The following is a 19,299-nucleotide window of genomic DNA, read 5'->3' on the forward strand; positions in this document are numbered from 1 at the left end:
CATTAAGTAAGTGATAACTTTTATCAAGGAGGATAACATGAATAAATCATTTGAAATCGGCACATTACTTTTAAGAGTTATGACAGGTATTATCTTTTTTGTTCACGGTTTATCAAAGTTTCAGGGAATGGAAGGCACCATCCAATTTTTCGGAAGCCTAGGCCTGCCAAGCTTTATGGCGTATGTCATCGCAACGATTGAACTCGTTGGCGGCGTGCTTGTCTTCTTCGGATTGGCTACACGTATTGTCGGCGTCCTGTTTGCCCTCACAATGATCGGAGCCATTATTACAGTCAAGCTGAAAGCGCCTTTCATGGGGAATGCAGAATTTGATTACCTTCTGCTTTTGACATCCATCCACCTTACGCTATCAGGAAGCCGTTTCTTGGCGCTGGACCCATTTGTGTTTAAAGGAAAAAAGAGCGAAAACATATCAGCATAAGAAAAGAGGCGTACAGCATGGCCAGCATTCATGAAGACACACATATTGGAGATGTCAAACTCACAATCCGCAGTCTGGAGCGGTCTCTTGCGTTTTACCGTGACGTCATCGGTTTTCAAGTCTTACAAAAGACGGACCGCCAAGCTCAATTAACGGCTGATGGAAAACGCGCCCTGCTTATTCTTGAAGAAAATCCGAGCGCTGTTGTCTTGCCTGAACGGTCTGTAGCGGGGCTTTATCACTTTGCGATTCTTCTTCCGAACCGGAAGGAGCTTGGTATGGCGCTTGCCCGCCTGATTGAACACGGCATTGCCATCGGCCACGGGGATCATGCGGTCAGCGAAGCACTCTATCTGTCTGATCCTGATGGAAATGGCATTGAAATATACGCTGACCGCCCCCGCAGCACGTGGCAGCGTGATCGTGAAGGAAACTACGTCATGACGACAACCGCTGTTGACATCGAAGGTCTTTTGGAAGAGGCCGGAGATGAGCGTAAAACAATACTTCCAAATGGTACCACCATCGGACACATTCATCTGCATGTCAGTGATTTGAACGAAGCCAAAACGTTTTATACAGATGTACTGGGCTTTGACATTGTCGGAAACTATACGGGCATGTCCGCGCTCTTCGTTTCAGCCGGAGGATATCATCATCATATCGGTTTAAACATTTGGGCGGGAAAAAACGCACCGCCTAAACCGACAAATGCCAGCGGACTAGATGAGTACAAGGTTGTTCTGCCTCATCAAGAGGAACTGGGCCGAGTGGCAGATCGAGTGAAACGTGCCGGGTATTTGATCGAAGAAACAGAAAACAGTTTCAGGGTAAAAGATCCTGTTTCCGGGGCCCATATTGTATTTGTGATTTGACTGTAATCCCCCTTGCCGAACAAACGGCAGGGGGATTTTTTAATTTCCAGAAACTCCTGTCAAAAATGACCTGTGGCAGGTATGATAAGAAGGGAATTGGGTAACGGGAGTGATGAGCGTGAAGGCTCTTATATTTACTAGGATTTTTACTTTAATGGTAAGCTGTTCGGTTTACTTTTTTCTTGTTAAAGATGACCGTTGGTATGAGTATTTGTTCATAGCTGTAAGTGCTGCCATCTTTTTATCAAACCATCTCTTGTTAAGAACAGAGAAATATGCCATCTTGTTTTGTTTGATTGATATTACAGTGGGTTTCTCGTTCGGTTTCATGTTTCCGGGTACAGGCTTATATATCACATTGCTAAGTCCGGTTGCTGTTACCTTTTTTATGAAAGGATTTGATCGAAAAACAGTATGGTCTGTTCTGTGTCTTTGTTTTATGATGTGGCTGATTGTGCTCATTCGTACATATCATATGTTCGGCGATGAGTATGTCATGGATCATTGCATCAGTATGACATTTGTCGTCTTCTGCGGAGTCGTCGGCAAATTAATACGCAAGCTGTTGGATGCGCAAGATACGGCGAAACAGCAGGTTCAGGAATTGACGGAATCCCACTTAGCGCTGTCTGCCGCGCACCAGGAGCTGCATTTATATGCGAAGCAGGTTGAAGAACTGACGGCCATTCATGAACGGAACAGAATGGCAAGGGACATCCATGATACAGTGGGACACAAAATGACGGCGCTTCTCGTCCAGCTGCAGCTTCTGCGCGAATGGCAAAAAAGAGATGGCCATAAAGCGGAGGAGACAGTCAGTGTTTGTGAAACACTTGCCCGTGAAGCGCTTGATGACGTCCGTTTATCAGTGCGCACTCTGCAAACGGAAAGTGCTCCTTCGGTCATCGATTCGCTGAAACAGCTGACCGAAGACTTTTACAAAAATGCGGGAGTTACAACCGAGTTTGCGGTCAGCGGCGATCCTGCGCTGATCCCGCTATCTCTTCATCCGACATTGGTCAGAACAGTGCAGGAAGCACTGACCAATGCCAAACGGCACGGGGGCGCCACAGCTTGTTCGATACAGCTTGCCTGCGCAACGGACAACATCAGCCTTGTCTTTAAGGATGACGGAAAAGGAAATCCCGAGACGGCACTTGGCTTTGGCCTATTGAACATGAAAAAGCGGGCAGCGGAGCATGGTGGAAGCATCCGCTTTGAGAGCGAACAAAATCAGGGGTTTACTGTAATCGCCGAATTTTCACTGGCTAATAAAAAATGGAGCTTCGGGCCCGTGCAGCAAAAGGAGAGTTTATCATGATTAAGATCATCATTACCGACGATCAGGATATCGTCAGAGAAGGGCTGGCATCACTGCTGCAGCTCAGGGAAGAGCTTGATGTGATCGCAACAGCGCGAAACGGGCAGGAAGCCTTCGAAAAGGCGAAAGAACTTGAGCCGGATATCGTGTTAATGGACATCCGAATGCCGGTCTCCAACGGAGTTGAGGGGGCAAAATTGATTACAAGTTCTTTGCCTGGTGTCAAGGTTTTGATGCTGACGACCTTCAAGGATTCAGAGCTGATTGCAGAAGCGCTTGAAGAAGGGGCGAGCGGATACCTGCTGAAGGACATGTCAGCCGACACGATTGTAAAAGCGGTGATGACGGTTCAATCTGGCGGAATGGTTCTCCCTCCGGAACTGACTGCACAGATGCTGAATGAATGGAAGCGCGAAAAACAGCTGAAAGGGATAAACGAGACAGATAAACCTAAGGAGCTGCTCGACCTGACCGAGCGTGAATTGGAAGTTCTGGCTGAGCTGGGGTATGGGCTGAATAATAAAGAAATTGCCGAAAAACTGTACATTACAGAAGGCACAGTGAAAAATCATGTGTCGAACATTATCAGCAAGCTGTCTGTCAGAGACAGAACCCAAGCCGCTATCTATTCGGTCAGACATGGTGTGTCTGACTTTTGACATGTGACATTCGGCATATGCGTTTCTTTGAAAAGGCCTGTTAAAGGCCTTTTTTTCATGCCTTACATTCTATCTGCCGCTACATGCCGCACGCCTTTCTTTTTTCTACAATGGCAATGGGATTACAAAAGGAGTGAAACGACGTGCTGCAAGCAGAAAACATCAAAAAAGCATATGGAAAGAAAACAATCGTGAAAGGCATCTCTTTTTCCCTCCAAAAAGGGGAGTCGTTCGGGCTGCTCGGGCCGAACGGTGCGGGGAAGTCCACAACCATCTCGATGATTTCCGGCCTCGTGCCGCATGACAGCGGGAATATCACAGTGGGCGGCTATATGATCGGCAAACAAACCGCCAAAGCGAAACAAAAAATCGGCGTTGTCCCGCAGGAAATTGCTTTATATCCGACGCTGACGGCCCATGAAAATCTTATGTTTTGGGGGAAGATGTACGGACTTACGCACGGTGAGGCCAAAAAAAGATCGGCAGAGGTCCTTGAATATGTCGGCCTGACTGAGCGGGCCAAGGATAAAATTGAAACGTTCTCAGGCGGAATGAAACGGAGAATCAACATCGGTGCCGCCTTAATGCACAAGCCTGAGCTGCTGATCATGGATGAACCGACTGTCGGCATCGACCCTCAATCGAGGAATCACATTTTAGAAACGGTGAAACAGCTCAATGAAACGGGCATGACGGTGATCTATACGAGCCATTACATGGAAGAGGTCGAGTATTTATGCGACCGGATCGGCATTATTGATCAGGGAGAAATGATTGCGATCGGCACAAAAACCGATTTGTGCAGCCGCCTTGGCGGCGATACCATTATTCAGCTCACTGTCAATGCAATCGATGAAGCATTTCTTTTTGCGATCCGTTCACTGGCCCATGTAAATGATGTGACCGTACATGAGTCAGGGCTCAGAATTGAAATTTCTGCGGCACACCATGAGAACGTCGTCACCGGACTGCTTGCGGAGGCCGCTGCCCACCATATCAACCTGCTGTCTCTTCAAGTGCAGGAACCAAATCTAGAGCGCCTGTTTCTGAATCTGACCGGCCGCACGTTGCGGGATTAGGAGGAACGGCTATGAAAAAAAGCATGTGGATCGCATGGAAAGATGTCAAAATCAGAATCACGGACAAAAAAGGATTTATGATGCTGATCTTAATGCCGTTGATCCTGACTTGTATTTTAGGGGCGGCGCTCGGATCGGTTGTTGACGGAGGCAGCCAGATTGACGGCATCAAAGTCGGCTATGTCCAGTCAGACCAGTCAGATGCAGCGAACATGTTTCAAACAGATGTGCTCAAAAAAATGAAGTCACTAAAGGTCACACAAGCCAGCAGCGAAGATGAGATGAAGAGCCTGCTCGATGAAAAGAAAATCGATGTTGGCATCGTCATCCCGAACGGTTGGGAAGCCGGCAAAACATCAGCTTTCGTTTATGCTGCTCCTGATCAAACATTAAAAAGTTCCATCATCGAAACAGCCGCCGCGTCGTTCATAGACCAATATAAAACGGTAAAAGAAGCTGCGTCAGCTTCAATGGACTACGTCAGCAAAACATCAGCTGTTAAACAAGGAAAGCTTGATCCTTCACACTTTGCAGACAACCTGGTCAAGGTGCTTGAAAAAGAAACGGGTAATAAGTTGACTATGAAAGAACAATCAGTTGGCAGCAAGGCCGTTACCAGTTTTCAGTACTATTCGGCGGCCATGCTTTGCATGTTTATGCTGTTTCATATGACAGTCGGAGCGAAATCCTTTTTACAGGAAAAAGAGACGGAAACGCTTGCCAGAATGCTGATGACGCCTGCGCAAAAACCTGTCATTCTCTTCGGAAAATGGCTCGGAACCTATTTGTTTGCCATTATACAATTTTTGATATTCCTGATCGTCACGATCAAAGTATTCGGAGTAGATTGGGGAGGCAATTTGCTGTTTGTCAGTGTACTCGGTCTTTCATACGCTGCCGCTGTATCCGGCGTTTCAATGTTGCTTGCGTCATGTATCAGCGATATGAAATCGGCGGATGCGATCGGCGGCTTCGGCATTCAATTGCTTGCGGTTCTTGGCGGGTCCATGCTGCCGCTGTACCAATTTCCGGACTTCTTGCAGTCTGTATCCAAAGCGGTGCCGAATCGATGGGCGCTTGACGGCTTTCTTTCTTTAATGGAAGGAGGAGGCTGGGCTGACCTTCAAAAGCCTGTGCTTCTTTTTGCAGCGATCGGCTTTTGTTCACTCATGCTTGGCATCAGACGGCTTCATACAAGATAAGGAGGTACACCAAGTGAAAAAAATCTTAGCCATTTGCGCCATAGAGCTTTCTCTTATTTTCAAGAAGCGGCAGAACTATTTGATGATGTTCGCTGCCCCGCTTTTGCTGACCTTTGTTTTTGGAGGGATGATCGGCGGCAGTGACGACAAGCTGCGGCTTGCGATCGTAGATCAGGACGACACGCTTCTTTCCCAGCATTATGTTCGGCTGCTGAAGACACACGATAATATGTATACATTTGAAAACATGTCTGAAAGCAAAGCGTCAGAAAAGCTGAAACAAAAGAAGATTGCCGGGATCATCACCATTTCCCGATCGTTCCAGACACAGTTGGAAAAAGGAAAACATCCCCAGCTGATCTTCCGCCATGGCCCGGAATTGTCCGAAGCACCGATGGCCAAACAATATGCAGAAAGCACATTGGCAAAGCTCAACATTCAGGTTGCCGCGGCGAAAACGTCAGCTCAGGCAGCGGGGGAGAGCTGGAAGGCGGCCTATAAAACAATTATCGCCAAAGAGCATGAAGATGCGGCACCAGCCGTCAAACGAAAGACGCTCAGCGATAAAAAAGAAGGGGCTGGCGCAAGTGACACAGCCTCCAGAGCAGCAGGCTTTTCTATTTTGTTTGTCATGCTGACCATGATGGGGGCGGCGGGAACCATTTTAGAGGCAAGAAAAAACGGGGTCTGGTCCAGATTGCTTACAGCCTCTGTCAGCCGGACAGAAATCGGTGCAGGATATGTGCTGTCCTTCTTTGTGATTGGGTGGATTCAATTCGGCATCTTGCTTCTCGCTACCCATTGGATGTTTGGCATCAGCTGGGGCAATCCGGCTGCGGTTATTGTGTTAGTATCGCTTTTCCTGCTGACCGTTGTCGGCATCGGGTTGGCCATTGCGGCCAATGTCAGAACGCCGGAACAGCAGCTTGCGTTCGGCAACTTGTTCGTCATCGCAACGTGTATGGTAAGCGGAATGTATTGGCCGATAGACATTGAGCCGAAGTTTATGCAGGCCATCGCTGAATTTCTTCCGCAAAAGTGGGCGATGAGCGGGCTGACTGAGATTCTCGCTAACGGTGCGCACGTCACAGATATTCTCGGGATTTGCGGCATCTTGCTTGCTTTTGCGGCCATTACCTTCGCGGCGGGGCTGAAAGCACTCCGACCTTAAAAAAGCATCTGTCCCCGAGGCAGATGCTTTTTTCATATCGTTAAACCCTTACGTCGGCCGATGAAGGAAAGCAGGCTACATACGCGTCCGGTTTGAAGGCTTGTCCCGCTACTCCTCATCTATCATCGCTAAAATCGACTCCAGCCAAGAAACATAATTTTTCTCCCGCTCCAGCGCTTTTGTCAGCACGAGATAGTGTCCGAAGTCCGGTGATTGAAACGATATAGGTTCCGCTGAAGCCATAAGCTTTTCATAGCTTCCCTGCAGATCAGACAGCTTGGCTTTGCGTTTTCGCAGCTGGTCTGTGAACAAATCAGAAGCCTCCTGCCGCGACAGGGAAGAAATGAAATAAGCCTTCAGCATAAATTCATCCTTCACCGTCTCCGGTATCGGGTGATGGCGGATCAGCCACTCATGCAGCTCCTGCTTTCCGCTGTCTGTCAGGGTGTACATCTTTTTCTCCAGCTTCGTGCCTTGAATCGTTGTGCGGAACGTGATAAATCCTTCATCCGTGAGCTTTTTGAGCTCAGGATAAATCTGGCTGTGCTTGGCGCTCCAAAATTGGCCGAGCTCCTCTTTAAAATAACTTGTAATATCATATCCGCTCAATTCGCCTTTCCGCAAAAGCCCTAATATGGCGTATTTCAATACTCTCATGCTATCCTCCGTGTCTATGGCTGTTTCACAAAAAAGATGAGCCAATGCTCAACTGTGATCCTAACTGCCTATTCCCCTTATTATAGAAAAGGGAGGAAGGGAACACAACCCGGTTAGCTTGTTAAATAAAGATGGCAGATAGGTCTTGTGTTCCAGAAATTATCATATTGGACCCCTTAAACTTAGCAAGACTATATATTTAATTGACTTTTCTGAAAAAAGGTATTAACAAAATAGTTTTTAGGAAATTGGTGGTACAAACATTTTAAGGGGGAATGAACGTGAAAAAAATACTTATTGCATTCACTATCTGTTTATCGCTGATTCTATCTGTTCTAGCCGCACCGCCGTCAAGCGCAAAAGCTGAATCAGTACATAATCCTGTCGTTCTTGTTCATGGAATAAGCGGTGCCTCATACAACTTTTTTACTATTAAAAACTACTTAATTTCTCAAGGCTGGCAAAGCAACAAACTGTATGCCATTGATTTTTATGATAAGACAGGTAACAACTTTAACAATGGCCCGCAGCTTGCTTCATATATTGACCGGGTTTTAAAAGAGACGGGAGCCAAAAAAGTAGATATTGTTGCTCATAGTATGGGCGGCGCCAACACGCTGTATTATATTAAATATCTAGGCGGGGGCAACAAGATTCAAAATGTCGTAACACTTGGAGGGGCTAATGGTTTAGTGTCATCTGTAGCGCTGCCCGGTACAGATCCTAATCAAAAAATCCTCTATACATCTATCTACAGCCTAAATGATCAAATCGTAATGAATAGCTTGTCTCGATTACAGGGAGCGAGAAACATCCAGCTTTATGGCATCGGCCATATTGGCTTGCTTTCGAATAGCCAAGTGAACGGCTATATCAAAGAAGGGCTGAATGGCGGAGGCCTCAATACAAATTAATATTTTCATATGAAAAAACCTGTTGTCTCCATTACAGCAGGTTTTTTCGATTCTCACAGCATCTTGTTTGAGTAAATCTGCCAAAAAGTGATTTCGTCAATCATACATACTCTCATTTATGACATTAGGCACTTTTTCAAATACAAAGGCCATGTTAAGGTACAACCATCGATTTCTAAAAATTTGAAATAAAAGGAGCGCTGTTATGCAAATTAAAGAAATTTTTATGATCCGCTGCATTTCGTGCTTAAGTGTCGTCCTGCTCCATATCATTTCAATGGTCTTGATGCTTCAAGCAGAAGCTCTCGCAAATATTTCTCACACCGTAGATTCTTTTCGGACACTTCTGATGTTCAGCACGCCTGCTTTCATTTTCATCTCTGAATTTTTGCTGGCCCGTTCTTATCCTGGCGGGGTGCCTGACGGTTTTTTAAAGAAGCGGGGAAAAGTGATTTTCGTTCCTTTTTTATTTATCGCGGCTATTGATGCCCTGTTGATGACAAGTGCGATGGGGGGAGAGGTTACCTTTCTCGCGATAGTGCAAAAGTATCTGGCGAATGTATTGTTAGGAAATTTTATCGGATACTTCATTCTTGTCATCTTTCAATTTTACATGTTGCACATGATGTTTCACGAGTATTTGAAAAAAGCATCGCCGAAATGGGTGCTGTCCATCTCATTTGTGGTGACAGCCTTTTATTTAAGCTATTTCTCAGCGGTCAGCCCGGCTCCTGCTTCTGAAGAAGGCGGGTCGTTTCCGTTCTTCTGGGTTCCGTTCGCAGGCTGGCTCTTCTACTTTTGTCTTGCCTACTATTGCGGAAAAGAGTACAAGCGCTTTTTAGCGCTGCTGAACCAATACCGCTGGGTGATATACGGCGCTGCATTAGCTTCTGCTGCGCTTGTTGTCACGGTTTCTTATGCCGGGGATACCGGCATGATCAGCTCGAAACGGCCTGATATCATGCTGTATTCGACAAGCATGATTTTCCTGTGCTTTCACTTGTTTTCGAAAATGAAGCATGTGCCAAAAATCATGATGTTTATCAGCAACTATTCCTTTTCGATTTATCTGCTCCATGCCTATTTTATGATCATAGGCTACGTTTTGCTTACAAATATGCCCGGAATTCCTGCCGTACCGGCTGTTCTTCTATTGTTTGCCGTCTGTACAGCCGGCCCGATCTTGACCTCATGGGCACTGAATAAATTCAAGTACGGTTATTTATTTGTGGGGAAGGTCTATCAGCCAAAACAGAAGAAAGCAACAGTGGAAGTGCGTGATCACGCAGGGTGAAAGCAAGCGGCAGGAGAGAGGCTCCTGCCGATTGTTTTATTCTGTTTACATAATGATTGCAGTCCTCCATTCCTTCAACTTTCAGCGGGTTTTAATTTATGCAGCGTGCACTATTTTCTTGTAAAATAAGGGAGATGACGAATCAGAAGGGGGAACTTCCATGACAATAGCCAATCTAAGCTATCCAATTGGAGAATACAAGCCGAGGAAATCTGTATCGAAGGAGCAAAAAGCAGAATGGATTCAAGCTCTTGAAGAAGTGCCGGCAAAACTGAAACAAGCCGTTGAAGGCATGACGGACAGCCAGCTTGACACACCTTACCGAGACGGGGGATGGCCGTTCGGCAAGTGGTTCATCATCTGGCTGACAGTCATATGAACAGCTATATTCGGTTTAAATTAAGCTTGACGGAAGAGACACCGGCCATCCGTCCATATGATGAAAAAGCGTGGTCGGAGCTAAAGGACTCGAAAACAGCAGATCCAAGCGATTCACTCGCGCTTTTGCAGGCGCTTCACGGGAGATGGACGGCTCTTCTCCGCACCCTGACGGATCAGCAATTTCAGCGCGGTTTTTATCATCCCGACACAAAAGAGATCATGACCTTGGAGAACGCGCTCGGGCTGTATGTCTGGCACTCACATCATCATATCGCCCAGATGATGGAGCTTTCTAAACGGATGGGTTGGTCTTAACGCTTTTTCCGGCGGAAAGCCGGAAGACTGATAGCGGCAATCACCAGCAGAGAAATCAAAGCGGCGGCAGCATATAAATGATCGTAGCCGCTGGCGACACTCGCATGAATGGCATCGCTTATCGCGGTTTTGACTTCAGGCACGGGAATGCGTTCGATTTGTTCTTGGAAAGAAGAAACATCAGAACTGTCGATCTCCGGAATCATCTGCATAGCCGTTCCTGATTGCCCGCTGTCCGATAAGCGGCTCTTGATTTCATCACCGATTTGGTCAAACCCGGCTGTGATAAAACCTGCATAAAGAGTCGGCGCCAATGTCAGCCCGATTTGCCTTACCAATGAAAGCGTGCCAAGCGCTGTGCCCTTATTCGTTTTCGCCGCCTCTGATACTAGGACGTTCAGCGGCGCGCCCAACAGAAAGCCAAAGCCGATTCCGGCTGCCACACTTGCGATCACAAACTCCCATTTCCCCGTCACCCAGAGCGGAAATAAAGCAAACCCCGCACATGAAATAATTCCGGAAAGTATAACGGTTTTCACCGGCCCTTTTTTGTCGGTGAGCGCTCCGCCTAGCCAAGCGCCGATGCCTGAAGCTAACGCAAGCGGAGTCATCCAATAGCCTGCTTTTGCGGCAGGAACACCCAAATACTGCTCAACATATGACGGGATAAAAATGACCGCCGCCAAGAGTCCGCCAGATAACAAACCGATGATAAGCGTGCGCTGAAATAGTTGGTTCCGCAGCAGAGAATACGCCAAAATCGGATCGCCTCCGCGCAGTTCAACCCGCCTTTCAAACAAGATAAGCCCCACAAAACAGAGCATGCCAAAACCAATACACCCATAAACCTTTGGATCTCCCAAGCTGGTGAAGAGATTTGCCCCGTCAAGATTCGTCATGCCGTACATTACAGCTAAAATCGACAAGGATAAAAGGAAGATTCCCGCCGTATCAAGCCGTTTAGCTACAGGCGCTTTCGTTTCTGCAATAAAACATGCGCCGAAAACAACCAATAACACGGCAATTGGCAGATTAATCAGAAACAGCCAGTGCCAAGATCCGGTCCAATCAAGCAGGAAACTTCCGATATTCGGCCCGAGCACAGCAGCCATCCCGTTCATCGCGCCAAGCAGCCCAAGCGCCTTCCCTTGTTTTTCTTTTGGAAGGGTAGCGAGAATGTGTGAGCTGCCGATAATGAAAATACCGCCGCCCCCAAGCGCCTGAATAAGCCGTGAGATCAAAAAGAGCGGGAAGCTTTGGCTCAAAGCAACAAGCAAAGAACCAAGTCCAAAGAGGCAAACCTCAATGAGAAAGAGTTTCTTTCTGCCGTAGCGGTCGGAAAGTTTTCCGACGATCGGCACACTGACGCTAAGGCCGAGCGTATAAAGGGTAATGCCCCACGACCCCCAGGAAGGAGAAACGGCAAACGACTCGTTTATCGTTGTTAAAGCCGCCGAAATAATACCATTATCCAGCGCAGCCATAAACACACCGATGGTAAACAGGCTGATCGCCCACTTTTGGCTTTTCTGTTCTATCGATGCTTCAGACATATTCATCAACTCCCTTTTTGTTCACTTCAAATATATTATTCATTCTAAGTGAATTAAATGTCAATCAAAAAAAGCCTGCCTCCACGGTTTGCAGAAGACAGACTTGGTAGATTTATTCTTTTTTCGCTTTCTCTAATGCTTTGGAAAGGATAGAAAGCCCTTCGGAAACAGCCTGTTTTTCTTCAGGGGACAGCAGCTCCAAGGAACGCTTTAATTTCAGGTGGCCTTTTTCATAAAGGCCCCGAAAAATATTTTTTGCATTCTCCGTCAACTGAACAACCACTGAGCGGCGGTCCTCTTCAGAATGTGACCGTTTGACAAACCCTGATTTCTCAAGGCGATCAAGCAGCCCTGTTGTATTGGACAGAGATGCCCCCATTTTTTCAGCAATATCGCTTACTTTCAGAGTTCCATGGTTGTTTAATAGCATCAGCACTTTCATTTGCGGCATGCTCATATCAAGCTTCATCCACTCGGACACATCACCGAGCCCGGCAGAGGTTAGTACTTTCATATAGAGCACCCATATTTCCCGTTCCTCAGATGAAAGAATGTTTTCGTTTAATACCGTTGTATCATGTAAATTATATTCCATTTCATCACTTCCTCATCATTCGCTCCACTTACCATATTACTCGATTTTCACTCCTGAAAGAAAGTGAGCAGAAACCGCATGCGGGACTTTGTCCGAAAAATAACGGTAGTGTATAATGGGTTGGAGATTATTAGGGAAGCAGATTGAACTAGAATATGATTGGAGAGACCATTGCTGATTAAAAAGAATGCTTTATCCGTTTTAAAAATTGTTTTTCCTATTGCGGTTTTACTATTTGTTATTTATCAATCAAAAAAAGAACTGACAAATCTGTCATTCAAACGCACGCTCATGGTCATCAACGGCCTGGAACGCATGGACTTATTTATCCTTGTATTGGTCGGCTTGCTGGCTGTTGCGGCCATGTCGCTGTATGATTACGTCCTGAAATACTCGATGCGCCTATCGATCACCAACGGAAAGGTATTCAGGGTTTCCTGGATCGCCAATTCATTTAATAATGTGCTTGGGTTCGGCGGTTTAGCCGGGGTCGGGTTAAGAATGATGTTCTATAAGGAGCATACAAAAGACCATAGGGCGCTCGTAAAAGGAATCGCCTGGCTTACATCATCTATGCTTCTCGGGTTATCCGTTTTCAGCGTTTTTGTCGCCGTGCGAGTGCTGCCAGTGGATAAAATGATCAATGAAAAGCCTTGGCTGTGGGCAGTTGTTATCGGTTTTGCGCTGATTTTGCCGGTATCTTTGGCGGTGGCGAAAATCAAAAGCCGAAAAAGCGGAGACGAAGAGAATGCGGACAAAGTGAAAAATCCGATTTTCGCTTATATCGGCGCTTCCGTTGCCGAATGGCTTATGGCCGGAACCGTCATCTATCTGTCATTGTCCGCTATGGGCATTCATGCTGATATCAGGTCTGTGTTCGGAGTGTTCGTCATCGCGTCGATCGGAGGAATGATCAGCCTCGTGCCGGGCGGCTTCGGCTCGTTTGACCTTTTGTTTTTGCTTGGTATGGAGCAGCTTGGCTATCATCAAGAGGCCATTGTGACATCTATTGTTTTGTACAGGCTCGTCTATTCATTTATCCCATTCGGTCTCGGGCTGTTCTTTGCTGCCGGAGACCTGACTGAAAATACAATGAAACGGCTCGAAACGAACCCGCGCATCGCACCGGCAATTGAGACGACAAACGTTTTGCTTGTCATCCAGCGGGCGATATTACTCAGAATTTTGCAAGGCTCGCTTTCACTTATCGTGTTCGTTGCCGGGTTGATTGTCCTAGCCTCAGTATCTCTGCCGATTGACAGGCTGACCGTTATTCCGCACATACCGCACCCGGCCCTTCTGCTGTTCAATGGCCTGTCCTTAAGCTCAGCGCTCATTTTGCTGATTTTGCCGATTGAGCTTTATAAACGGACAAAACGCTCCTATACGATGGCGATTTCAGCGCTTGTGGGCGGGTTTGTGTTCAGCTTTTTAAAAGGACTTAACATCAGTGCGATATTCGTACTGCCGATCATTATCGTATTGCTGGTGCTTTTGAAAAGACAATTTGTCCGAGAACAGGCATCCTATACACTCGGACAAATGATATTTGCTGCAGCGCTTTTCACTGTGGCGCTCTTTAACTATAACCTCATTGCCGGTTTCATTTGGGACCATATGAAGAAGGTGATGCGCCACGAATATTTCGTTCACAGCACCTCGCATATTACCCATGCAACCATCATGGCGATCATTATTGTGCCGCTGTTCTTCTTTTTATTTACAGTGGTGTATCACAAAAAGACAAAACCAATCGGGGAAAAAGCTGACCCAGAGCGCCTTGCTTCATTTTTAAATGAAAATGGCGGGAACGCGCTGAGCCATCTCGGCTATCTTGGAGATAAGCGGTTTTATTTTTCAAGTGATGGGAATGCCCTTCTTCTGTTTGGGAAAATCGCCAGAAGGCTGGTCGTGCTCGGTGATCCGTCAGGCCAAAGGGAATCGTTTTCGCTCGTGCTGGAAGAATTTCTGAACGAAGCGCATCAGAAAGGATTCAGTGTTCTGTTTTACCAAATTGAACGAGCTGACATGGCGCTGTATCACGATTTTGGCTATAACTTCTTTAAACTGGGCGAGGAAGCCTATGTGGATTTAAATACGTTTACCTTGACCGGGAAGAAAAAAGCCGGCCTTCGGGCAATCAATAACCGCTTTGAGCGGGAGGAATATTCCTTTCATGTGGACCATCCTCCATTTTCTAAGGCGTTTTTGGAGGAACTGAAACAGATCTCAGATGAATGGCTCGGCTCGAAAAAAGAAAAGGGGTTCTCGCTCGGCTTTTTTGATCCCTCATATTTACAGAAAGCACCGATTGCCTACATGAAAAACGCAGAAGGAGAGATCGTTGCGTTTGCAAATGTCATGCCAATGTACCAAGAAGGGGAGATCTCGGTCGATCTGATGCGCTACCGTGATGACGCCCCGAGTGGCATTATGGACGCATTGTTCATCCGCATGTTTTTATGGGCGAAGGAGGAAGGCTGTACGTCGTTTAATATGGGAATGGCGCCACTGTCCAATGTCGGCACCTCCTTTACATCCTTCTGGTCAGAAAGATTTGCCGCTGTCATTTTTAATAATGTCAGATACATGTACAGCTTCAGCGGGCTTAGGGCCTTTAAAGAAAAATACAAACCGGAGTGGCGCGGCAAATACTTGGCGTACCGAAAAAACAGATCCCTTTCTGTCACCATGTTCCTCGTCACGCGGCTGATCGGCAAAAGCAAAAAAGACTCCCTCTAACGAGACGGGGTCCCAGCGTGTCGATAAAACCTCGCACTCGTTGCAAGTCCTGCGCTTCGGTGATCACTTGTTGAAAGGAACGGCGGCGCGTCTTGCCTAACCTATGAAAGGTTGCTCCGATGCTCGTCCATAAGGGGTTTCAATCACGCTGAAAAGATGACAAAATCCTAAAACAATAATCTGACCCATTTTCAAAAGAAAATGGGTTTTTTTGATAATAACAGAAAATTCTCAATCGTTTTTGCTATACTAACAGAGACATTGATAAAGAAAGGACGGCAGACAAGTGAAAGAAATAGAGGTATTAAAATATGAAGCATTTACAAGCAGTCCCGGCAAAGGAAACCCCGCAGGCGTTGTATTGAAGGGAGACCATTACACGGAAGAAGAGATGCAGATCATAGCGGAGCGTGCCGGATATTCAGAAACCTCCTTTATTCGGGATAGCAAGTCGGCTGATCTTGAACTCCGTTACTTTACCCCTGGACACGAAATGAATTTATGCGGCCATGCAACTGTCGCTTCTCTTTACGCATTATGCGAAAAAGGAATGCTGGAGACCGGGAAAACGTACAGCATCCAGACAAAAGCCGGTACCCTGCCTGTGAAGATTTCTGAAAAAGACGGCCGCATTCATATTACGCTTGAACAGGCTTCCCCGCAATTCAAACCATTTACAGGCGATCGGAAAAAACTTGCGGCCGCACTAGGAATCACGGAAGAAGATTTTCATGAAGACCTTCCGATTGTGTTTGGCAGCACTGGCATATGGACAGCTATCGTTCCGCTTAGATCATTAAAGGCCTCTAAAAAAATGAGGCCCGATAACAAACAGTTTCCGGACGTGTTAGTTGATCTGCCAAAGGCTTCAGTCCACCCGTTTACCTTTGAAACCGTTCACCCCGACAGCGACCTGCACGGACGCCACTTTTCATCCCCGTATTCGGGAACGATAGAAGACCCTGTGACGGGCACTGCATCCGGTGTGATGGGGGCTTATATGAAACAGTACGGTCATGCCAAGCAGCGTGAATTTATCATTGAACAAGGGCAGGAAATCGGGAAAGACGGAAAGGTTGGAATTGAAATTAACGAAGAAGGCGATCAAGTGAAAGTGAACATGACAGGAACTGCTGTATACTCAGAAACCCGTATTCTTAAAATCTAATACAGATGAAGGTTTACAAAAAGATGCACTTTCCGTTATCATTATGAATGATAATCATTTTCAATTGCTTAGGAAGGTGAGACGGTATGCCTCAATCCGAACAGATAGATCAACATTCAGCACTGCGGGACATCATACGCAGCAGAAGATCGATTCGAAAATTTAAACAAGAGCCAGTGCCTTCGGCAGTCATTCTTGACATGCTTGAAACGGCAAAATATGCGCCAAATCACAGAGTGACTGAGCCATGGAGATTTATTTACGTTTCCAGTGAGACGGGAAAAGCAAACCTAATTAACACATTTGCAGCGTTCTCTAAAAAATCCAAGCCGGATATGACAGAGGAAAAGCTTCAAAATTTTAAAAACACACTTGGACGCGTCCCCGGATTTCTGCTCGTCGTGTTTCAAGAAGATGAAAATGAAAGAGCGCGGGACGATGATTTTGCGGCAACCAGCTCCTTGATCCAAAATCTTCAGCTTCTTGCTTGGGAAAAAGGGATCGGCATGGTTTGGAAAAGCGGTAAAATCCTTTACGACAAAGAAGTGCACAAGGCCTTTGGTTTACAGGATGATGAACGATTCGCCGCCATCATACAAACGGGCTATCCTGACGAAGCGCCGGAAGTCAAAAAGCGCACGCCCATCCGTGAACGGTTCACCGAGTTGTAAAAAAACCCCCTGTCTCAAACGGAGACAAGGGGTTTTTCATTAACGATTTTTCTTTTTCGCTCTGCTGTCTGCTGCTTTTGCGCGCTCTTGCGCTTCGCGGTCATCCGCATCAGCAAGCTCGCTTGAATATTCTTCGTAAACGCCGTCAGTTTCCCTTTTCAACGCGTCGGGAACTTGAGGAAGCTTTTGTTTGTTTTTATCACGGTTTTTGTGGATATGATTTCTGCCCATATCAAATTCCCCCTAAAAAGTGATATCAAACAAACATAGTATCTGGCATAAAGGGGCTATGTATTCCTATTTCCGCTTAGCAGCTTTTTCCGCTTTCTTAAATTCGCCTGAATAAAGAACTTCCTGCATTTTCTTCAGGTTGGCGCCTTGCTGATGTTTCTCCCTCTTCTTTTCCATTAAAGGACCTCCTTCAACCATGTTATTCTTAAGGTTGACGCTTCCTTCCGTTTTTATACAGCCTTTCTGTCCGTTATCAGCTGTGAGAGCGCGAATTCAAGGTCCGAATATGTAAAACGAAATCCGGAGGTTATCGCTTTTTTAGGAAGAGCGCGCTGTCCTTTCACAATCAGAAGACTCATTTCACCCAATGCTTTTGATAAAAAGAATTCCGGAACGGGGAGCCAGTGCGGTCGGTGCTTCACCCGTGCAATCGTTTTTCCGAATTGCTTCATTTCCACAGGATTTGGCGCGGTGACATTCATGGGTCCTGAGATGTCGGTGTTTTCCATCGCAAATCGAATCATCTGGGCAGCGTCCTCGACATGAATCCATGACAGCCACTGTCTACCCGTTCCGATCGTGCCGCCGGCAAGAAGTTTATAAGGAAGAACCATGAGCGGGAGAGCGCCTTTTTCCCCAAGCATCACGCCAAATCTCGCATAAACCGTCCGGATGCCCATCGCCTCAATGTTCTGTCCTTCTTTTTCCCATAAATGTGCAGTATGGCTGAGAAAATCCTCATCTGACGTTGCGGAATCCTCTGTGAAGGTCTTCTCAAGACTTGTGCCGTAAATGCCTACCGCACTGGCCTGGATCAGCGCTTTCGGTTTTTCCTTCTGTTTATGAATAAGACGCTGCACTTCACGCGTGGCATGAATACGGCTGGAGAGGATTTGCTGCTTCGTTTTTTCTGTCCAGCGGCCAAAAATCGATTGTCCCGCGAGATTTACCCAGACATCAATATGAGGAAGTTTCTGCTCCGGTGCGGCTCCATCCGTCAGCCATTGGACATATGTGATATTTTTTTGTTCAGTTTCCCTTGCGTTTCTTGATAAAATATAAACATGGTGTCCCTGGCGGGTAAGAACGCCTGTTAGATGCTGGCCGAGAAAACCGGTTCCGCCCGTCATTGCGATATTCATAAACATCTCTCCTCATCGTTCTAATAACAATACTTTACCTCATTTTCATAAAAGAAAACGCTTTTCAGGCCTCAGAAGGGAGATTAAGATGCCATATATTACAAAAATATCTGCGCAAAAAAAGAATACGGAACGCTTCAATATCTTTCTCGATGATAAATACGCCTTCAGTGTGGACGCGGACGTGCTCGTAAAATTTGAGCTTAAAAAGGGAAAAGAGCTTGATGACCTTGACATCATTGAGATTCAATACGGCGATGAAGTAAAGAAAGGCTTCAACCGTGCGCTTGACTTTTTATCCTACCGAATGCGGTCAACGAAAGAGGTAGAGGACCACTTAAAGAAAAAAGAAACCTCAGCGCCTGTCATTGCAGAAGTCATCCATAAGCTCAACGACTACAAGTACTTAAACGACCAGGAATTTGCCGCGGCCTATGTCAGCACCCACAAAAAAACGAACGGAAAAGGCCCTGACGTTTTGTTCAGAGAGCTGAGAGCGAAGGGAATCGACGACGATACTATTAAGGAATCGCTGAGTTCCTTTTCCTTTGAGGATCAGACGAGGGAAGCGGTCAAGCATGTTGAAAAGCTTCTTAAAAAGGATAAAAAATGTTCCACAAAAGAACTCAAACAGCGCGCCCAGATGCAGCTTCAGCGCAAGGGTTTCTCATTTGATGTCATCAGCGCCGCGCTGGAGCAGATTGAATATGAAAATGATGAAGACACGGAGAAAGAAGCGCTGCGTCTTCACGCCGAAAAAGCGTTTAGAAAATACCGCTATGACGGCTCATATGAAAGCGCCATGAAGGTCAAACAATTTTTATTCCGCAAAGGATTCTCACTCGATTTAATCGAGCAATTTCTGCAGGAAGAGGAGTAGCTGAAAA

The 19,299-nt window shown here is 46.4% G+C and carries 19 protein-coding genes and 1 pseudogene; 14 read left to right on the forward strand and 6 right to left on the reverse strand.

Annotated features, from left to right (window positions below; translation table 11 throughout):
- Positions 1 to 37: 37 nt before the first annotated feature.
- The 7 genes from M1D98_RS04400 to M1D98_RS04430 all read left to right on the forward strand — a co-directional run bounded on the left by M1D98_RS04400 (position 38) and on the right by M1D98_RS04430 (position 6,749).
- Positions 38 to 442, forward strand: coding sequence for a DoxX family protein (locus M1D98_RS04400; protein ID WP_121642166.1), 405 nt, complete (start codon positions 38 to 40; stop codon positions 440 to 442).
- A gap of 17 nt (positions 443 to 459) precedes the next feature.
- On the forward strand, positions 460 to 1,317 hold the full coding sequence (locus M1D98_RS04405) for a VOC family protein (RefSeq protein ID WP_268558946.1): 858 nt from the start codon (positions 460 to 462) through the stop codon (positions 1,315 to 1,317).
- 118 nt (positions 1,318 to 1,435) lie between these two features.
- Positions 1,436 to 2,638: a sensor histidine kinase gene (locus M1D98_RS04410; protein ID WP_121642168.1), complete on the forward strand. Its 1,203-nt coding sequence runs from the start codon at positions 1,436 to 1,438 to the stop codon at positions 2,636 to 2,638.
- Positions 2,635 to 3,297: a two-component system response regulator LnrK gene (gene lnrK, locus M1D98_RS04415; protein ID WP_039076240.1), complete on the forward strand. Its 663-nt coding sequence runs from the start codon at positions 2,635 to 2,637 to the stop codon at positions 3,295 to 3,297. Before M1D98_RS04410 ends, lnrK begins: the two co-directional genes overlap by 4 nt.
- 143 nt (positions 3,298 to 3,440) lie before the next feature.
- The gene (gene lnrL / locus M1D98_RS04420) at positions 3,441 to 4,376 is read left to right on the forward strand and encodes a linearmycin resistance ATP-binding protein LnrL (RefSeq protein ID WP_010330881.1); all 936 of its coding nucleotides are present in this window, start codon (positions 3,441 to 3,443) and stop codon (positions 4,374 to 4,376) included.
- 11 nt (positions 4,377 to 4,387) lie between these two features.
- On the forward strand, positions 4,388 to 5,578 hold the full coding sequence (locus M1D98_RS04425; RefSeq protein WP_268558945.1) for an ABC transporter permease: 1,191 nt from the start codon (positions 4,388 to 4,390) through the stop codon (positions 5,576 to 5,578).
- Positions 5,579 to 5,591: 13 nt separating this feature from the next.
- On the forward strand, positions 5,592 to 6,749 hold the full coding sequence (locus M1D98_RS04430) for an ABC transporter permease (protein WP_456280040.1): 1,158 nt from the start codon (positions 5,592 to 5,594) through the stop codon (positions 6,747 to 6,749).
- A gap of 108 nt (positions 6,750 to 6,857) precedes the next feature.
- On the opposite strand, the gene padR is transcribed toward M1D98_RS04430, so the two are convergent.
- A complete protein-coding gene (gene padR, locus M1D98_RS04435; RefSeq protein WP_010330877.1) occupies positions 6,858 to 7,406 on the reverse strand; it encodes a transcriptional regulator PadR in 549 nt (182 codons plus the stop codon).
- Between the two features lie 281 nt (positions 7,407 to 7,687).
- On the opposite strand from padR, the gene estB reads away from it, so the two are divergent.
- The 3 genes and pseudogenes from estB (at position 7,688) to bstA (ending at position 10,310) form a co-directional block, all read left to right on the forward strand.
- Positions 7,688 to 8,320 carry an esterase EstB gene (gene estB, locus M1D98_RS04440; protein ID WP_268558943.1) on the forward strand — a complete coding sequence of 211 codons (633 nt, stop codon included), beginning with the start codon at positions 7,688 to 7,690 and terminating at the stop codon, positions 8,318 to 8,320.
- Positions 8,321 to 8,525: 205 nt separating this feature from the next.
- A complete protein-coding gene (locus M1D98_RS04445) occupies positions 8,526 to 9,614 on the forward strand; it encodes an acyltransferase family protein (protein WP_010330875.1) in 1,089 nt (362 codons plus the stop codon).
- Between the two features lie 160 nt (positions 9,615 to 9,774).
- Positions 9,775 to 10,310: pseudogene (gene bstA, locus M1D98_RS04450) on the forward strand (bacillithiol transferase BstA).
- Here the strand turns inward: bstA and M1D98_RS04455 are convergent.
- Positions 10,307 to 11,863, reverse strand: a complete 1,557-nt coding sequence (locus M1D98_RS04455) for an MFS transporter (RefSeq protein WP_268536051.1) — start codon at positions 11,861 to 11,863, stop codon at positions 10,307 to 10,309. The pseudogene bstA and the gene M1D98_RS04455 overlap by 4 nt on opposite strands.
- 112 nt (positions 11,864 to 11,975) lie before the next feature.
- Positions 11,976 to 12,458, reverse strand: a complete 483-nt coding sequence (locus M1D98_RS04460) for a MarR family transcriptional regulator (protein ID WP_010330873.1) — start codon at positions 12,456 to 12,458, stop codon at positions 11,976 to 11,978.
- 171 nt (positions 12,459 to 12,629) lie between these two features.
- On the opposite strand from M1D98_RS04460, the gene mprF reads away from it, so the two are divergent.
- From mprF to M1D98_RS04475, 3 genes are all read left to right on the forward strand, one after another.
- On the forward strand, positions 12,630 to 15,200 hold the full coding sequence (gene mprF / locus M1D98_RS04465) for a bifunctional lysylphosphatidylglycerol flippase/synthetase MprF (RefSeq protein WP_456280041.1): 2,571 nt from the start codon (positions 12,630 to 12,632) through the stop codon (positions 15,198 to 15,200).
- A gap of 286 nt (positions 15,201 to 15,486) precedes the next feature.
- The gene (locus M1D98_RS04470; RefSeq protein WP_010330871.1) at positions 15,487 to 16,368 is read left to right on the forward strand and encodes a PhzF family phenazine biosynthesis isomerase; all 882 of its coding nucleotides are present in this window, start codon (positions 15,487 to 15,489) and stop codon (positions 16,366 to 16,368) included.
- A gap of 86 nt (positions 16,369 to 16,454) precedes the next feature.
- Positions 16,455 to 17,039: a nitroreductase family protein gene (locus M1D98_RS04475; RefSeq protein WP_010330870.1), complete on the forward strand. Its 585-nt coding sequence runs from the start codon at positions 16,455 to 16,457 to the stop codon at positions 17,037 to 17,039.
- Between the two features lie 39 nt (positions 17,040 to 17,078).
- Here M1D98_RS04475 and M1D98_RS04480 read toward each other — a convergent pair whose 3' ends face one another.
- The 3 genes from M1D98_RS04480 to M1D98_RS04490 all read right to left on the reverse strand — a co-directional run bounded on the left by M1D98_RS04480 (position 17,079) and on the right by M1D98_RS04490 (position 18,412).
- The gene (locus tag M1D98_RS04480) at positions 17,079 to 17,270 is read right to left on the reverse strand and encodes a YfhD family protein (protein WP_003223225.1); all 192 of its coding nucleotides are present in this window, start codon (positions 17,268 to 17,270) and stop codon (positions 17,079 to 17,081) included.
- Positions 17,271 to 17,336: 66 nt separating this feature from the next.
- On the reverse strand, positions 17,337 to 17,447 hold the full coding sequence (locus M1D98_RS04485) for a YfhE family protein (protein WP_003223230.1): 111 nt from the start codon (positions 17,445 to 17,447) through the stop codon (positions 17,337 to 17,339).
- A 53-nt stretch (positions 17,448 to 17,500) separates the two neighbouring features.
- Entirely contained in the window at positions 17,501 to 18,412 is a 912-nt protein-coding gene (locus M1D98_RS04490; protein ID WP_121642176.1) for a TIGR01777 family oxidoreductase, read from the reverse strand.
- A gap of 88 nt (positions 18,413 to 18,500) precedes the next feature.
- Between M1D98_RS04490 and recX the strand changes: the two genes are divergently transcribed.
- A complete protein-coding gene (gene recX, locus M1D98_RS04495) occupies positions 18,501 to 19,292 on the forward strand; it encodes a recombination regulator RecX (protein ID WP_456280042.1) in 792 nt (263 codons plus the stop codon).
- Positions 19,293 to 19,299: the final 7 nt, after the last annotated feature.

The organism is Bacillus sp. K7, assembly GCF_053903245.1.

Bases quoted from the DNA above. Each gene is read 5' to 3' on its own strand.
- M1D98_RS04400 (WP_121642166.1), top strand. From the start codon at position 38: ATGAATAAATCATTTGAAATCGGCACATTACTTTTAAGAGTTATGACA.
- M1D98_RS04405 (WP_268558946.1), top strand. From the start codon at position 460: ATGGCCAGCATTCATGAAGACACACATATTGGAGATGTCAAACTCACA.
- lnrK (WP_039076240.1), top strand. From the start codon at position 2,635: ATGATTAAGATCATCATTACCGACGATCAGGATATCGTCAGAGAAGGG.
- M1D98_RS04425 (WP_268558945.1), top strand. From the start codon at position 4,388: ATGAAAAAAAGCATGTGGATCGCATGGAAAGATGTCAAAATCAGAATC.
- padR (WP_010330877.1), bottom strand. From the start codon at position 7,406: ATGAGAGTATTGAAATACGCCATATTAGGGCTTTTGCGGAAAGGCGAA.
- M1D98_RS04445 (WP_010330875.1), top strand. From the start codon at position 8,526: ATGCAAATTAAAGAAATTTTTATGATCCGCTGCATTTCGTGCTTAAGT.
- M1D98_RS04455 (WP_268536051.1), bottom strand. From the start codon at position 11,863: ATGTCTGAAGCATCGATAGAACAGAAAAGCCAAAAGTGGGCGATCAGC.
- M1D98_RS04460 (WP_010330873.1), bottom strand. From the start codon at position 12,458: ATGGAATATAATTTACATGATACAACGGTATTAAACGAAAACATTCTT.
- M1D98_RS04475 (WP_010330870.1), top strand. From the start codon at position 16,455: ATGCCTCAATCCGAACAGATAGATCAACATTCAGCACTGCGGGACATC.
- M1D98_RS04480 (WP_003223225.1), bottom strand. From the start codon at position 17,270: ATGGGCAGAAATCATATCCACAAAAACCGTGATAAAAACAAACAAAAG.
- M1D98_RS04485 (WP_003223230.1), bottom strand. From the start codon at position 17,447: ATGGAAAAGAAGAGGGAGAAACATCAGCAAGGCGCCAACCTGAAGAAA.
- M1D98_RS04490 (WP_121642176.1), bottom strand. From the start codon at position 18,412: ATGAATATCGCAATGACGGGCGGAACCGGTTTTCTCGGCCAGCATCTA.
- recX (WP_456280042.1), top strand. From the start codon at position 18,501: ATGCCATATATTACAAAAATATCTGCGCAAAAAAAGAATACGGAACGC.